Source organism: Noviherbaspirillum sp. (genome assembly GCF_036846085.1).
Taxonomy (GTDB): Bacteria; Pseudomonadota; Gammaproteobacteria; order Burkholderiales; family Burkholderiaceae_D; genus Noviherbaspirillum.
The window spans coordinates 1-15378 of the sequence record NZ_DAIUCO010000023.1 but is presented as its reverse complement, the minus strand read 5'-3'; the positions used below and the strand labels follow the sequence as shown (position 1 = coordinate 15378).

At 59.7% G+C, this 15378-nt stretch carries 13 protein-coding genes; 3 read left to right on the top strand and 10 right to left on the bottom strand.

Features of this window, described 5'->3' with window-relative positions:
• Positions 1-114 precede the first annotated feature (114 nt).
• From V7080_RS04600 to V7080_RS04565, 8 genes are all read right to left on the bottom strand, one after another.
• Positions 115-1068, bottom strand: coding sequence for a glycosyltransferase family 2 protein (locus V7080_RS04600; protein ID WP_334187226.1), 954 nt, complete (start codon positions 1066-1068; stop codon positions 115-117).
• Positions 1065-2501 (bottom strand): O-antigen ligase family protein, encoded by a 1437-nt coding sequence (locus tag V7080_RS04595; RefSeq protein WP_334187225.1) that lies wholly within the window; start codon positions 2499-2501, stop codon positions 1065-1067. The genes V7080_RS04600 and V7080_RS04595 overlap by 4 nt, the downstream gene beginning before the upstream one ends.
• Before the next feature lie 47 nt (positions 2502-2548).
• On the bottom strand, positions 2549-4063 hold the full coding sequence (locus V7080_RS04590; RefSeq protein ID WP_334187224.1) for a lipopolysaccharide biosynthesis protein: 1515 nt from the start codon (positions 4061-4063) through the stop codon (positions 2549-2551).
• A gap of 65 nt (positions 4064-4128) precedes the next feature.
• On the bottom strand, positions 4129-5151 hold the full coding sequence (gene fcl / locus V7080_RS04585; RefSeq protein ID WP_334187223.1) for a GDP-L-fucose synthase: 1023 nt from the start codon (positions 5149-5151) through the stop codon (positions 4129-4131).
• A 110-nt stretch (positions 5152-5261) separates the two neighbouring features.
• The gene (gene gmd, locus V7080_RS04580) at positions 5262-6398 is read right to left on the bottom strand and encodes a GDP-mannose 4,6-dehydratase (protein WP_334187222.1); all 1137 of its coding nucleotides are present in this window, start codon (positions 6396-6398) and stop codon (positions 5262-5264) included.
• A 68-nt stretch (positions 6399-6466) separates the two neighbouring features.
• On the bottom strand, positions 6467-7372 hold the full coding sequence (gene galU, locus V7080_RS04575) for a UTP--glucose-1-phosphate uridylyltransferase GalU (RefSeq protein ID WP_334187221.1): 906 nt from the start codon (positions 7370-7372) through the stop codon (positions 6467-6469).
• Positions 7373-7388: 16 nt separating this feature from the next.
• Positions 7389-7829 carry a VanZ family protein gene (locus tag V7080_RS04570; protein WP_334187220.1) on the bottom strand — a complete coding sequence of 147 codons (441 nt, stop codon included), beginning with the start codon at positions 7827-7829 and terminating at the stop codon, positions 7389-7391.
• Between the two features lie 307 nt (positions 7830-8136).
• Positions 8137-9543 carry an undecaprenyl-phosphate glucose phosphotransferase gene (locus V7080_RS04565; RefSeq protein ID WP_334187219.1) on the bottom strand — a complete coding sequence of 469 codons (1407 nt, stop codon included), beginning with the start codon at positions 9541-9543 and terminating at the stop codon, positions 8137-8139.
• A 483-nt stretch (positions 9544-10026) separates the two neighbouring features.
• Between V7080_RS04565 and V7080_RS04560 the strand changes: the two genes are divergently transcribed.
• From V7080_RS04560 to V7080_RS04550, 3 genes are all read left to right on the top strand, one after another.
• On the top strand, positions 10027-10428 hold the full coding sequence (locus V7080_RS04560) for a group II truncated hemoglobin (protein ID WP_334187218.1): 402 nt from the start codon (positions 10027-10029) through the stop codon (positions 10426-10428).
• Between the two features lie 104 nt (positions 10429-10532).
• Positions 10533-12011 carry a DNA recombination protein RmuC gene (gene rmuC / locus V7080_RS04555; RefSeq protein ID WP_334187217.1) on the top strand — a complete coding sequence of 493 codons (1479 nt, stop codon included), beginning with the start codon at positions 10533-10535 and terminating at the stop codon, positions 12009-12011.
• Between the two features lie 166 nt (positions 12012-12177).
• Complete coding sequence (locus V7080_RS04550) at positions 12178-13503, top strand: hemolysin family protein (RefSeq protein WP_334187216.1); 1326 nt, start codon at positions 12178-12180, stop codon at positions 13501-13503.
• 39 nt (positions 13504-13542) lie between these two features.
• Here the strand turns inward: V7080_RS04550 and chrA are convergent, their stop codons facing one another.
• Together chrA and V7080_RS04540 are read right to left on the bottom strand one after the other, a co-directional pair.
• The gene (gene chrA, locus V7080_RS04545) at positions 13543-14883 is read right to left on the bottom strand and encodes a chromate efflux transporter (RefSeq protein ID WP_334187246.1); all 1341 of its coding nucleotides are present in this window, start codon (positions 14881-14883) and stop codon (positions 13543-13545) included.
• 243 nt (positions 14884-15126) lie between these two features.
• Positions 15127-15378: hypothetical protein (locus V7080_RS04540; RefSeq protein WP_334187215.1), on the bottom strand; the 252-nt coding region annotated here is incomplete at its 5' end.

Below are 15378 nucleotides of genomic sequence, written 5' to 3'. Positions count from 1 at the left end.
CCGGTTCGGCTGGCAATAGGAAGATGCGAACGTTTTATTCATCGGTTGAAAGCCTCTTGCTTGGTGGTGACGACGTGGTTGCTACTACGGACCGGCCTATGCCGGCCTATCCTTTCATGTTCGGTCCAAGATCCGCAGGCGGATGGGTCTCGGCAGGCAGGCCAGCAGGAACACCTTGATCCAGATCTTCGGCGCCTGGATGCTGAGTTTGTTGAACAGCAGCGCAATGCCTTCCGTCCATCCGCGAAAACGCATATGTTTCATCGCAAGCATGAGCTGATGCCGTCCGAGCAGATGCGACACGCCCTTGCGGTGCTGAGGCGGAATGCGGCCGCCGTCGAAGCGCTCCTTCAGGCGCCGTATGAACGGCGGCAGCTCGGTTCCGGTTGCCGCCTTGCTCAGGCTGGGAAACGCACCAATGCGATACCCGACCAGCGGGCTGGCGCAATAGGCGACCGGATACAGCTCCGCGACCCGAAACCAGACATCCTGGTCTTCGCCAAGACTTTCGTTAGGCGGAAAGAAGATGTTGTGTTCGACGAATATGCGTCGTGGAATCACGACCGAACAGGTGAAGAAGAAGTTTCCTGTTGCCCACGATTCGAAGAACCGTGTCACCAGTTGCGGCTCGCCGGCCGGTGCTCCGGATGCAGGCTGAGGCAGGGACGAAACTTCCTGCTGTCCTTCCTCGGAGAAGCTGTAATACCGCGTCGCGAACATGCCGGCTTCCGGATGAGCCTGGATCAGCCTGTTGATCGCAGGAATGTAATCGGGCAGCCAGCAGTCGTCCGCGTCCAGGAAGGCGATGAAGTCGCCCCGTGCTTCATGGATGCCGCGGTTCCTCGCCGCAGACACGCCCTGATTCTTCTGACGTATCAGCCGGATGCGCGGATCGCTCATCCGGGCGACGCGTTCCGGTCCGTCATCGGTCGACTCGTCGTCGACAACGATCACTTCCAGGATACCCTGCGCCGCCAGTGCGGAGGAGAGCGCCTCGTCTACGTACTCGCCCTTGTTGTAAAGAGGGACGACGACGGAGATCGATGGCAGGGAAGTCTGCGCCGTCATGTCTTGCTCCACTGGAGTTGCGGCTGCAGTTGCGGCTGCGGCACTCTGACCGGAGCGTAGGTATGCACCAGCACCACCCGGAACAGCAGCAGGTGGATCAAGAAGTCGGCGCCGAAAATATTTGTCAGGTCGAGCGGCGTTTCGCTGATGGAACGCACGAATACGATCGAGAACAGCGCAAGCGACATGCCCCGTGTTTCCGCATTGGTTGTGTAGGCTCGGGCGAACAGCGCGGTCATGTAGATCAGCAGGCCAAGCAGCCCGAGCAGGCCAGCTTCGGAAAGCGACTGCATGAACTGGCTGTGGGCGCTCAGTGCCGCATCAATGCCGATGGACTTACGGAATTCGGCGCCCCATACGTTCGAGCCGTAGCCGAATACCGGATTGGTCCGCCATGCCTCGATCGCCGCTTCCCAGATCTGCGTACGGCCAGTGAGCGACGAGACCTGCAAATCGCGGTCGATGATCGCGACTTCCCGATCGAAGGCCATCAGCGCGCCATAGACGAAGATCAGGCCGAGCGCCATCAGGCACACCACCATCGGGGCAGCGAAGTTGCGTGGCGAATAGTAGGAAATATTGCGCTGGCGCGGGCTGGCCGGAGAACTGATTGAGCGTGTCCACCAGACAATGAAGAAGGCAATCAGGGCGGCGATCCATGCGGTCTTGGACTGCGTCAGGACCAGGGTGACCAGGCCGGTGCCGATCGCCAGGATCTGCAGCCAGCGCATCCTGAAGGGCCGGAAGGTCAGCAGCAGCAGGAAGATCACGGCAAGCGGGCCCAGGCTGTTCGGGTTCGACCCGATGCCCCACAGGCGGATGTTCAGGCCGGGCAGGTAGCCCATGTCGTAACCGGTTTGCAGCGCAAGGTTTGGCTTCACCGCGGCAAGTGCACAACTGGCCACCATGAAGAAGAACAGGCCGACCTTGGTGGCATCCACAGCGGTGTTGCGGTCCTGGCCCCGGCTGAAATAAATCGCGGTGAAGATGATGATGGCTGGCAGGAAGCGGTCGTGGAACACCGGGTCGGTGCCGAGCACGTTATTGATTACCAGGTTGGTAACGTAGAAAAAAACGAAGGCGAAAAATAATCCCCGTCCTTCCTTCCCGCGGTTTTCCAGGCTTTGCGACACCGATACCAGCCGCGCCATGCAAATGCCCAGGATGCCGATGGTCGTGAGGCGGAAGAACCATACCAGCATGCCGGAGCCGACTTCCGTCTTGACCGCATCCGCGGCTTCCGCGGTGAAGTCCCGGCCGGACAGGATGGCGCCGATGCCGATGGCGGCGATCAGGATAGGAAAGATCATCGCGATCATCCATCTGCGCAGCCGTTTCTGCACCAGCAGCAGCCATCCGAAGGCGACGATGCCGACGATCCCGAAGATCAGGGCGCCGACACCGGCCGTGAGCATGGAAAAGATTTCGTTCACTCGTTTTCCCCTTTTTACTTTTAGTGTTCCTGGTCTGGCTGATCGCTTCAGCCCGGCCGGTAAATGAACTTCTGCAGCATCCCGCCGGCACGCGGCGGCAGGCGCATTGCAATCTTTTCGAATAGCTGGGCGACGTGGTGGTTGATCAGGCTCGGGAAGAGCCAGAGCGACGCGCCCATGCCCACCGCACCCGCCGCCATGTCGGCCGTCAGCCACAGCGCCGGTATCCCTGTCATCTGGCGCGCAGTCGAATCGGCGGCGAGTATCAGGCCGGTGGTGATCACCGTGGTGATCAGGCCGCCCGACATTGCTCTGAAGATGCGGCGCAATCCGATTTCCAGCGCATGGCAAGTCACGCCGAGAATGGACGCAGCCCGGATGAAGTACATGCCGAAGACCGTCCATGCGACTGCCTCCAGCGAAAAGGCGGCGGCGAATCCGGCGGCCAGTGCAAATACGACCGCAATCGGAATCTGGATCAGGAACTCGGTCTTGGTGCGGCCCGCAACCCAGAGCAGCGGCGTTGCCATGCCGAGCAGCAGGTAGAGCGGCATGGCCAGGGCGATCGGTCGCAACAGTTCCGTTGCTTCCAGCCATGAACTGCCGTACAGGCTGTGAAGGATGGTTTCCGACACCGCGGCAATGCCGAAGAACACCGGAAACAGCAGCAGCGTCACAGCGCCGATCATGGTCAGCAAGGCGCGGCGCAGACGATCGCGGTCGTCCTGGACCCGGGCGCTCGTCGAGAACAGCGCCCCCTGGATCACGCCGATGATGGTGATGGTCGGGCTGGAAAGCAGGTTGTAGGACAGTGAGTAGAAGCCGGTCTGCGCTGCCGTGAACATGCGGCCGATGATGACGCGATCGATATTGCCGATCAGCCAGTTGACGACATTGGTCGCAAATACCTTGGCCCCGTAACTGAGCAGGTCGCCGTCGCCTCCCTGGCGCAGCACGATTCCCAAAGGATGGCGCGATTTCGAGTACAGCATCGCCAGGTTCAGCACGACGTTGACGATGTAGGCGGCAATCAAGGCCCATACCTGCATGCCTGCCATCGCCATCGGGATGCCGACTACCACGAAGCCGACGACGTAGCTGACGAAGGAAGCAATCTGGATCGATTTGAAATCGAGTTCCCGCTTCAGCAGGTTCATCGACGGCGAGGAAATCGCATTCAGGAAGCAGATCACCGACGCTACCTGGATGACGTCGACCAGACGCGGTTCGTTAAAGAATCCGGCCAGCGGCTGGGAAAGCAGAAATACCGCCAGCGACACGATGGAGCCGAGGATCAACTGCCAGGTGAACACATAGCGGATATCGTCAGGCGTAATCTCCTTCTTTTGAATCAGGCCATAGGAAATCCCGATATCGGAGAAGAAGTTGGTGAAGCTCAGGACGATAGTGGCCATCGCGAAAATACCGTACTCGACCGGGCCGAGGAGGCGTGCGAGGACAATCTGCGCGCCGATCTGGAGAAGGGCGCGCAGGGCAGAGCCGAATCCGCCCCAGAATACGGCGGATATGCCCTTGCTCGATAAACTGCTTTTTTTATCCATGACGATGAATGGCCTGCGTGAGTCGTGTCTTTACAAGCCGACGTTGATTGATGCCGTTAATCCGGTTATGCGCTGGCCAGCAAGCCATGTGGCCGAACGCCGGCTTGCGCGGCTGCTTCCTTCTCGGCGACATTTGCCACGAAGTGCGCATAGGTTTCCTTGATTCCTTCACCGAGCCGCATGCCTGGATGCCATCCGAGCGATAGCAGCTTGGCGTTGTCCATCAGCTTGCGCGGCGTGCCGTCCGGTTTGCTGGTATCGAACTCGATGTCGCCCTTGAAGCCGACGACTTTTCTGATAATTTCTGCAACCTCACGTATTGTGACGTCCTCGCCTGTCCCTACATTGATATGAGACAACATCGGCGTGGTGTGCTTTTCGTATTTCGCACGGTCAAGTTCCATCACGTGGACGCTTGCATCGGCCATGTCGTCCACGAACAGGAATTCGCGGCGCGGCGTGCCCGTACCCCAGATAGTGACCTTCTCCGCGCCATTGATTTTTGCTTCATGGAAGCGGCGGATCAGCGCCGGAATGACGTGGCTGTTTTCTGGGTGGTAGTTGTCGCCGGGACCGTACAGGTTGGTCGGCATGACGCTGCGGAAATCGGTGCCGTACTGGCGGTTGTAGCTCTCGCACATCTTGATGCCGGCGATCTTGGCGATCGCATAGGGTTCATTGGTGGGCTCCAGCGAACCGCTCATCAGGTACTCTTCCTTGATCGGCTGTTCCGACAGGCGCGGGTAGATGCACGACGAGCCGAGGAACAGCAGCTTCTGCACGCCGCTGCGCCAAGCCTCATGAATCACGTTCGACTGCACCATCATGTTGTCGTAGATGAATTCCGCCGGGTAGGTATTATTCGCATGGATGCCGCCGACACGGGCTGCAGCCATATAGACTTCATCGATCTGTTCCCGTTCGAAGAATGCGCGGACGGCAGCCTGGTCGATCAGGTCGAGTTCGGCATGGGTGCGGGTGAGGATATTGTTGTAACCGCGCTTTTTCAGTGCGCGTACGATGGCGGAACCCACCAGGCCACGATGGCCGGCGACGAAGATGCGCTTGTTGCGATTGTTGTTTTGCATTATTTCCTCTGTGCGTGAAGTTGGCAAAGCCCGTCTGCGGTGTGGGCCGCATCCCTGACGGTTTGCCGCTGCATGAAAAATTGTTTAACCGGAGCCTCTCCGAAGCCCGGTCAGCCTTGCTCGATATAGCCGTAGTGCGCGTGATCGTGCTGCTGGAGCGGTCCTTCCTTGATTGCCGCTTGCAGGTCGGCTTGCACCATTTCCTTCACGAGCTGATCGAAAGTGGTGGCTGGAACCCAACCGAGCTTTTCGCGTGCACGTCTGGCATCACCCAACAGGCTGTCGACTTCGGTCGGACGGAAGTAGCGGGGATCGACGCGGACGATGGTCTGCCCGAGCGCCACGCCGGCATGGTTTCCCGTGTCCGTGACGATCGCCGTTTCCTCCAGGCCCGCACCTTCCCAGCGCAAGCCAAGTCCGATTTCATTCGCGGCGGCGGCGACGAAGTCGCGCACGCTGCGTTGCACGCCGGAGGCGATCACGAAATCTTCCGGTTCGTCCTGCTGCAACATGCGCCATTGCATTTCCACGTAGTCACGCGCATGGCCCCAATCGCGCATGGCATTCAGGTTGCCGAGATAGATGCAATCCTGAAGTCCGAGCACAATGCGGGCCAGCCCGCGCGTGACTTTGCGGGTGACAAATGTTTCCCCACGCAAAGGTGATTCGTGGTTGAACAGGATGCCGTTGCACGCAAACATGCCGTAGGCTTCGCGATAGTTCACGGTCATCCAATAGGCATACAGCTTCGCGATCGCGTAGGGGCTGCGGGGACGGAACGGCGTGTCTTCGTTTTGCATGGCAAACGCCGACTGGCCATACATTTCACAAGTGGATGCCTGGTAGAAGCGGGTCTTCTTCTCCATGCCCAATTGACGCACCGTTTCGAGAAGGCGCAGCGGACCGAGGGCATCGCAGCTGGCGGTATATTCCGGCTCCTCGAAGGACACTGCGACATGGCTCTGCGCCGCGAGGTTGTAGATCTCATCGGGCTGCACCTGCTGGACGATGCGCATCAGTGAGGAGGAGTCGGTCATGTCGCCGTGATACAGGATGAAGCGGCGGTCATCCTCCTGTGGTCCCTGATACAAGTGGTCGATCCGGTCGGTATTGAAGCGCGAGGTGCGGCGCTTGATGCCGTGAACGATATAGCCCTTGCCGAGCAACAGCTCCGCCAGGTAAGCGCCATCCTGGCCGCTGATGCCGGTAATCAGCGCCACCTTCGGTTTGCTCTGTACCATGTTCATGAAATTCGCCGGTAGTTGAGGTTCTTTGGTCATGCCTGCTGCTTTCTTCGCTACGGTCGGTAAGCTGGTCAGCCCGCCAGCGCTTCCGCGGCCTTTGCCGCCTGGCCGAGTGGAAGGTCGCGCAGGTACTCGCCGAACTTTTCCTTCACTTCGGGATGACGCAATCCGAAGTGCACCATCGCCTGGAGATAGCCGAGCTTGCTTCCGCAGTCGTACCGGACGCCGTCGTACCGATAGGCGAGAACAGGCTCCTCCGCCATCAGCGCGGCGATGCCGTCGGTGAGTTGCAGTTCGCCGCCCGCGCCTGGCCGCAGCTGGCGCAGGTGGTGGAAGATTGCCGGCGTGAGGACGTAGCGACCGACCACGCCGAGGTTGGATGGTGCGTTCTCGGGAGCGGGCTTTTCCACGATGCCGTTCAGCTTGATCAGTCGGTCGTTGAACGCGCTGCCTGCGACGACGCCATAGGAACGGCTCTGTTCACGGGCGATCTGCTCGACGCCGATGATGCTGGTGCCGAGCTGCTCATGCAGTTCGCACATCTGCCGCATGACGGGCACTTCGCCGTCGAGCAGGTCGTCCGCCAGGATGACCGCGAACGGATGATCGTTCACCATGCGCTCGGCGCACAGCACCGCGTGTCCAAGACCCAGCGCTTCCGCCTGGCGCACGTAGAAGCAGGACACGTTGTCCGGCTTGATGCTGCGCAGTACCTGCAGCAATGCCTCCTTGTTGCGCGCTTCGAGTTCGGCCTCGAGTTCGTAAGCCATATCGAAATGGTCTTCGATCGCGCGCTTGTTGCGGCCGGTGACGAAGATCATCTCGGTGATGCCCGCAGCGATCGCTTCTTCCACCGCGTACTGGATCAGCGGCTTGTCGACCACCGGCAGCATTTCCTTCGGACTTGCCTTGGTCGCTGGCAGGAAGCGGGTGCCGAGGCCGGCGACGGGAAAAACGGCTTTCGTAATTTTTCGCATGGTTATCTGTTCCTTGTTAGGATTTGTCGTTCATGAGCGGGCTGGTCCTGCTTGCCTGCGCTCTCCGCTTTTCCTGCCTGCGTGATCTCGCCAGCGCCGTATAGGTCGGGTGCAGCAACATCAGGAAGCTCACGCAGATCGCGGCCGCCAGCATGTTGACTTCCCAATCGAGCCAGCTGAAATTGCGGTACGGAAGGAAGGATTGGATGACTTCGTCGAGACCGCCCAGCACACCGATCAGCAGAAAGGAGCGCAGTCCGCGGTTGAGCCGGGTGCCGCTCATGCCGCAATACAAAAGAATGCTGAGAATGGAGTAAGCGGTGAAATGCAGCAGCTTGTCCGACACCACGGTGGACGCTGCCATCGCCTTGCCGGGAATTGCGCCGGCGCACACCATGAGAAGGAAGAACAGGAAGGCGGCCAGCAGGCAGCGCTTCGGTGTGATGAGGTTATGCAATGATGTCTTGTTCGGTTTCCGCATAGTCGATCGTGATGCCTGTATCGTTTGCCCGTCGTGTTCGGCGTGGATGGATGCTTCGCCGGATGCTGCCTGCATCCCACATGGCAATCTATTGATTGAGGTTACGCCCGTGTCGCGAAGGGGAAATTGCGTTTGCGTAAGTTAGTTTGAAATTCGGCGGTGTGAATGCGCGCCCGGCGTGGTTGCAGCTTCCTCGTCACGCCGATGCGTCGCACCGGCGTGAATCTCCGCTGCCCGACGTTAGGACAGGCGCATGCCATGCACGCATGCCGCATGCATGGCGTCAGTACGCATTCTTTCCTGTCCAGCCTTTGAATGCCGTCCAGATGATGATGCGGATGTCCATCCACAACGACCAGTTCTGAATGTAATGAAGGTCGAACTGAACGCGTTTCGCCATCTTGTCCACGGTGTCGGTTTCACCGCGATGGCCATGGATCTGCGCCCAGCCCGTAATGCCTGGCTTGACGCGGTGGCGCAGCATGTACATCTCAAGCAGATCCTTGTACATCTCGTTGTGCTGCAAGGCATGCGGCCGCGGACCGACCACCGACATATCGCCGAGCAGCACGTTGATGAACTGCGGCAACTCGTCAAGGCTGGTACGTCGCAGGAAGGCGCCGATCGGCGTGATGCGCGGATCGTCTTTCGTCGCCTGCTTCACGATGCCGTGCTCCTGGTGCACCTTCATCGAGCGGAACTTGTAGACGTTGAACTTTTTGCCGTTCAGGCCAAGCCGCGGCTGCTTGAAGAGGACCGGGCCCGGCGATGAGGATTTGATGAGGATCGCGATGACGATGAACAGCGGCGCCAACAGCACCAGTGCGACGCTGGCGAAAACCTTGTCGAACATGTCTTTCACCAGGCCGTTCATGCCGCTCGAAACCGGCTGGTTCAGATCGACTGCCGGGAAGCCGAGGAAGTCACCCATCTTGTTGCTCAGCATTTGCAAGCCGAGCAGGTCGGGCACCCAGCGAATATCGACCAGCGCATTGCGCAGCAGATACTGCAGTTCCTGCAGCTTGGGCGATGCCATCAGCGGCAGGGTGATCCAGATTTCATGAATCTGGTTGGCAACGACATAGCCTGGAATTTCCTCAAGGGAATTGAGGCGCACGACGGAGGGATCCTTGATCTTCTCCACATCGGCCGGGTCGCCGTGTACCGCCTTCACGTCGTAGCCGGCCCAGTCCTGGATCAGCGAACGTTTATGCATCTCCTGGCCGGTGCTGCCGTAGCCGACGATGATGACGCGCTTTGCATTCAAGCCCCGGCGACGCAGATGACGCAAGGTGAAGTACACGCCGATGCGATACACCACGAGGAAAATGACGCCCGTGCCGTACCAGTAGAACATCCAGAGTCGCGACACCGCGCCGACATGATTGATCAGGAAGCCGAAGAACAGGCCGATGAGGAGGACGATGCCCCATGATGCCGCCACGCGCAGGAACATTTCGGGCATGGCTCGGCCCCGCCATGACGCATAGAGTTCGAGTTGCGCGAACAGGACGAAGGCGAGGGCGCTGCAGAAGTGCAGGAGCACCGTATGCACCGGTGCGGTTGTGCTCAGGGGCGCACCCCAATGCAGCCAGCTGGCGAGAGCGCCGGCTATCTCAAGAACCAGCACGTCCATCAGACGCATCGATAGTTCCAGCCGGGAAGAGTTACGGATAATCAGGTCGCGCATGTTGCCTCTGGTGTTATTGGTTGCAACAGTTCCGAATCGTTGGTCACGCATCCGGTGAAGGTCGATCCGGCCTTTTGGGCAGGGTCGGAAAAATAAAAAGAACCGCAGTTACAGTTGCATGCCATATGCAAGGAATGCCTTTTCAAAGTTGCTTGATTGCCTCCATCAAACCGTGGTCGATGGTCTTATCGGGTATTACCTTTTAAGCAATGGTAATCATTCGTGGCAATCTGAAACTGCAAACTGGGGCTTGCTTGCGGGCGGTCAAAGCACCCATTGCCAGAGGTCAAAGTTCCGCTTGCGACGACGCAAATCCGTTGTTTTCACGTGCGATTTTGTGTCGTGCGGATGACATGCTCCATAGGGGGAAAGCACACTCGATCCGCACTGACGCGGTGGCGATGCCCTTCATCGAGTGAGCAAAAAATCCATCTTTTGTTCCCCTGGTTTCACTACGACAATTGATGCGCTATCATTCGCAGCATGAATCCCGATGACTCCGCTTCTCCCACCGCTTACGACTTGCTTGGCGGCGATACAAAACTGCGCGAACTGGTCGACCGCTTTTACGACCTGATGGACCTTGAACCCGAGTTCGCCGGCATCCGCGCACTTCACCCGACGCCTCTCGACAGCTCTCGCGACAAGCTCTACTGGTTCCTGTCCGGCTGGATGGGCGGACCCAGCATGTATATCGAACGGTTCGGCCATCCCCGCCTGCGTGCACGGCATCTTCCCTATGCCATCGCGTCTCCCGAGCGCGACCAATGGCTGCGGTGCATGGCGTGGGCGATGCAGGATGTCGGTGTCGAAGAATCGCTGCAGCTGCGATTGATGCAATCGTTCTATGAAACCGCCGACTGGATGCGAAACCGGGAAGGCTGACATCAGGCAAGTCAGCACTTGCAGATGGGCATGTGTTCCATGCGGTCAGCTATTCAGTTTCGTCCAGGCATTTCGCTTTACTCTCACGTAGTACTTTCTCATTCATGAGCACGATCGACATCCTTCTTCTTGCCTCGCTTGCCGCGGTGCTTGTCCTGCAACTGGTAGCACTGTTCGTATCGAGGGGAAGGAAAGACGGCGTGACGGCGTTGCCGGAACTCGCGCAATTGCGCGATGACGTACAGCGTCATCAACAGCAGACCGCCGAGCGCATCGAACGCGAACTGCGCAGCGAGGTGCAGACCAGTGCCCAGCGCATGCGGCAAGAGTTGAACGGCAGCCTGGCCCAGTTCCAGCAAACGCTGGCAAGCCAGATGACCGGTATCGCCACCTTGCAGAACAGCCAGATCGATTCCTTCGCCCAGCAGCTGGCCAAGCTGGGTGAAATGAACGCCCAGCAGCTTGAAGCGATGCGCCGTGCAATCACTCTGCAGGCGCAGGCGGGCAGGGAAGAGCAGGCGGGGGCGCTGAAACGTTTCGGCGATACCCTCAGTCAGTCGCTCACCGTGCTTACCGAATCGAATGCGCAACGCATGTCGGAAGTGCGTGCGACGCTGGAAGCGAAGATCCGCGATCTGCAGACCGACAACGGCACGCGGCTCGAGGAGATGCGCAGGACGGTCGACGAAAAGCTGCACGCGACCCTGGAGCAGCGCCTTGGCGAATCATTCAAGCTGGTCTCCGACCGGCTGGACAAGGTCCATCAGGGCCTCGGCGAAATGCAACAGCTGGCGATCGGCGTTGGTGATTTGAAGCGTGTGCTGACCAATGTAAAAACGCGCGGCACCTGGGGTGAAGTGCAGCTTGAGATGCTGCTTGAGCAGGTACTGACGCCGGATCAGTACGGCAAAAACGTGGAGACCATTCCGGGCAGCAATGAGCGGGTGGAATTCGCGGTGAAACTGCCGGGCCAGGAGGAAGGGCAGAAACCGGTATGGATGCCGATCGATGCAAAGTTTCCGAAAGAGCAGTACGAACGCCTGACGGAAGCTGCGGAGCATGCCGATGCCGAAGGAGTCCTCGTGGCGGGCCGCGAACTGGAGCGGGCAGTGCGGCTCGAGGCCCGCACCATCGCCGAAAAATACCTGTCGCCGCCACTGACGACCGATTTCGCGATCATGTTCCTGCCGACCGAGGGCCTGTATGCGGAAGTGATCCGGCGCCCGGGCCTGGCCGATGAACTGCAACGCGTCTGCCGCATCTGCATTGCGGGCCCCTCGACCCTGTCGGCGCTGTTGAACAGCTTGCAGATGGGGTTCCGTACCCTGGCGCTGGAAAAGCGGTCCTCGGATGTCTGGCAGGTTCTGGGGGCGGTGAAAACGGAGTTCGGCAAGTTCGGTGATGTGCTGGCGGCAACGAAAAATTCTCTTGAGCGCGCAGCGAAAAACATTGAGCAAGCTGAAACCCGCAGTCGCCAGATGGCGCGTAAACTGAAGTCGGTGGAAGCGTTGCCCACGGAATCGGCACAGCGGTTGCTTGGTCCGGAGGTATTGCAGGTCGAAGACGAAAGCCTCGACGGTTAATCGCCTGTGCGGTAATGCGTTGCGGGTGCCCATTGGATGGCCAGCGGTATTCGCCGAAACTGTTTCTCCGACAGCACGTTGCTGTTCAATAGGGTTGCTGGCGTCGATGAGCGGACATACTGCGGGCGATTCGGCCTCACCACTTTTTCGTTTTCACTGACAAGACATGGAAATCGCCTTACTGTTTGGCTTGATTCTTCTTAACGGTGCATTCGCGATGTCGGAAATCGCGCTGATCACGGCCCGCCGTGTGCGCCTGCAAAAGCTGGCGGAAGCGGGCGACGGCGCGGCTGTCGCGGCAATGAAGCTGGGCGAGGACCCCAACCAGTTCCTGTCAACCGTGCAGATCGGCATTACATCCATCGGCATCCTCAATGGAATCGTGGGTGAGGCAACGTTGGCTGCTCCGTTCAGCGTCTGGCTGCAGTCGGTCGGCCTCGAGGAGCCCTGGGCGGGCTATGTCGCGACCGGCCTGGTGGTGGTAAGCATTACCTATTTCTCGATCGTGCTCGGTGAGCTGGTGCCCAAGCGGCTCGGCCAGATCAGCCCGGAACCGATTGCCCGACTGGTGGCCCGGCCAATGCTCTGGCTGGCCGCAATTTCCAAGCCCTTCGTCAAGTTCCTGTCGGGCTCGACCCAACTCGTGTTGCGCGGCGTCGGCGTGTCGGAGCGCAGCGACCCCGGCGTGACGCAGGAAGAAATCAACCTGATGCTGGCCGAAGGGTCCGAATCGGGAGCGATCGAACAGCATGAGCACCAGATGGTACGTAATGTATTCCGTCTCGACGACCGACAAATCGCATCGCTGATGGTGCCGCGCGGCGAAATCGTGTACTTCGATGTAGAAGACACCCTGGAGAATAACCTCAGGCGTCTGGAGCAAAGCCATCATTCCCGTTTTCCGGTGGTGCGCGGCGGCTGGAGCGACGTGCTCGGCGTGGCAACCGCCCGTCAGTTCCTGCTACAGACGCTGCGCGGCGAAAAGCCGAACATGGCGGAGCACCTTCAACCGGCGGTTTTTCTGCCGGAGTCGCTGACCGGTATGGAACTGCTTGAGAATTTCAAAAACTCCGGCGTGCAGCTCGCATTCATCGTCGATGAATACGGCGAAGTGCAGGGCATCGTGACATTGCAGGATGTGATGGAAGCGATTACCGGAGAATTCAAGCCGCACCGTGCGGAAGACGCCTGGGCAGTGCAGCGCGATGACGGTTCCTGGTTGCTGGACGGCTTGATCCCGGTACCGGAATTGAAGGACCGGCTCAGCCTGAAGGAGGTGCCGGAAGAGGACCGTGGCCGCTACAACACCTTGAGCGGCATGGTGATGCTGCTGTTGGGAAAGATACCGCAGATGACGGACAGCTGCGAATGGGAAGGGTGGCGCTTCGAAATCGTCGACCTTGACGGCAAACGAATTGACAAGGTGCTTGCGAAACCGCTTCCGCGGCAGTCGGACGATGTCGACGTGCCGGTGATTCGGGAATTGGCATAGGGAAGCTCCGCAGCGAAGCTTCCCGTCGGTACGGTCCGTCTAACCGATGTACGACAACGCCAGACCGGCGGCGGCACACGCGGCAAGCAGTTTGATCGTGCCGATCTTGAAGCGGAACAGGGCGATGCATGCGCCGATCGTGATGCCGATCGCCGCGAAATCCCATGCCTCGATTGGCTTGGCCAGATGGAATACATGCTCCGCGAAGAACAGTGCGAGGCTGACGATGACACCCACGACGGCCGCTGATATCGCGGTCAGGGGCGCTGTCAGCCGGATATTGCCGCGCGTCGATTCCACCAGCGGACCACCGGCCAGGATGAAAACAAACGAAGGCAGGAAAGTGAAAAAGGTTGCCACAACAGCGCCCGCAGCGCCGGCGATGAACAACGCGTCGCCACCAAACAACTGCTTGGTCCAGCCGCCGACGAAGCCGACGAAGGCAACGATCATGATCAGCGGCCCCGGCGTAGTTTCGCCGAGCGCAAGGCCGTCGATCATCTGTGCCGGCGTCAGCCACTGATAGGTCTCCACGCCGCCCTGGTACACATACGGCAGCACGGCATAGGCGCCGCCGAAGGTCAGCATCGCCGCCTTGGTAAAAAACCATCCCATCTGTGACAAGGTTGCGCCCATGCCGAATTGCGCGGCGATCGCAACCCATGCCAATGCGCCGATTGCCAGGCCAATCGCAGTCACCCAAGCCAGTTTTGTCCACGAGAAGCGCGCATGCGCCGGGGTGGGCGTGGCATCGTCGATCAGCGCGGGCCCGAAGGACTGTTTGGCCGCTGAGGCGTGTCCGCCGCCGGTTGCGAATTTCTCGGGGGCGACGCGACCGCCGATCAGGCCGATGACCGCCGCGCAAATGACGATCATCGGGAACGGGACGCCAAGCCATGCGATTGCCGCCAATGCAGCCGCGGCGATCGCGATTATCCAGCCGTTTCTGAGCGTCCGTGAACCGATGCGCCATGCCGCCGCCAGTACGATCGCAACAACCGCCGGCTTAATGCCGTAGAGCACCGCTGCGACCGGCCTGACATCTCCAAATGCCAGATAAATCCAGGACAGCACGATCAGGATCAGCAGTGAGGGCAGCACGAACAGCGTGCCGGCCACGATGCCGCCCCAAGTGCGATGCATCAGCCAGCCGATGTACACCGCAAGCTGTGTCGCTTCCGGCCCCGGCAGCACCATGCAGTAATTCAGCGCATGCAGAAAGCGCTGTTCGGAAATCCAGCGCCGCTTTTCCACCAGGTCGGTGTGCATCAGTGCGATCTGGCCGGCCGGGCCGCCGAAACTGATGAAGCCGAGTTTCAACCAGTACCAGAATGCTTCGGATAAGGAGATCGTTGCTGGCCGTTCGCCAGCGGTGGCCATCATTGTCATGTTGTCTCGAATGGCGAGTTGAAAATGTGCACCAGATCGTAAGTGCCGCCGGCTTTCCAGGCTCCGTCAGGGCGACATGCGGGTGGGCAAGGTAATCCGGCGATGACAATACTCAGTGACGTTATGACGTCAATGTCGCCATGCACCCCGGTGCGAAGCGTCCATAATCAAAGAAAAAGAAAAGGGGCCAAAGCCCCTTTTCTTCCCGTCCGCCTATTGAAAGGCGGATGACACTTATCGGCGTGTCTCTACCTGAACCAAGGGTTCGTTCGACGGCGGCGGCAACGGTTTGCGCTGACGCGGCGTATGTGGCGCCGGAACGGTCCGGGCAGCAGCTTCCTGCGCCATCCGCAGCTTTTCAGGATCGGTAACCGCCAGCGTCAGGCCGGCCGCGGCCAGTACCTCGCGCAGGCTATCCACCGGCAGCGGAGCCGGCGGCGTTGCAGCCGACGGGGCCGCTGCCGGGCCCGGGGCGGCGGCTTCAAG

Excerpts from the sequence above, each read along its gene's own strand:
- V7080_RS04600 (WP_334187226.1), bottom strand. The coding sequence starts at position 1,068 with ATGACGGCGCAGACTTCCCTGCCATCGATCTCCGTCGTCGTCCCTCTT.
- V7080_RS04590 (WP_334187224.1), bottom strand. The coding sequence starts at position 4,063 with ATGGATAAAAAAAGCAGTTTATCGAGCAAGGGCATATCCGCCGTATTC.
- fcl (WP_334187223.1), bottom strand. The coding sequence starts at position 5,151 with ATGCAAAACAACAATCGCAACAAGCGCATCTTCGTCGCCGGCCATCGT.
- gmd (WP_334187222.1), bottom strand. The coding sequence starts at position 6,398 with ATGAACATGGTACAGAGCAAACCGAAGGTGGCGCTGATTACCGGCATC.
- galU (WP_334187221.1), bottom strand. The coding sequence starts at position 7,372 with ATGCGAAAAATTACGAAAGCCGTTTTTCCCGTCGCCGGCCTCGGCACC.
- V7080_RS04565 (WP_334187219.1), bottom strand. The coding sequence starts at position 9,543 with ATGCGCGACCTGATTATCCGTAACTCTTCCCGGCTGGAACTATCGATG.
- V7080_RS04560 (WP_334187218.1), top strand. The coding sequence starts at position 10,027 with ATGAATCCCGATGACTCCGCTTCTCCCACCGCTTACGACTTGCTTGGC.
- rmuC (WP_334187217.1), top strand. The coding sequence starts at position 10,533 with ATGAGCACGATCGACATCCTTCTTCTTGCCTCGCTTGCCGCGGTGCTT.
- V7080_RS04550 (WP_334187216.1), top strand. The coding sequence starts at position 12,178 with ATGGAAATCGCCTTACTGTTTGGCTTGATTCTTCTTAACGGTGCATTC.
- chrA (WP_334187246.1), bottom strand. The coding sequence starts at position 14,883 with ATGGCCACCGCTGGCGAACGGCCAGCAACGATCTCCTTATCCGAAGCA.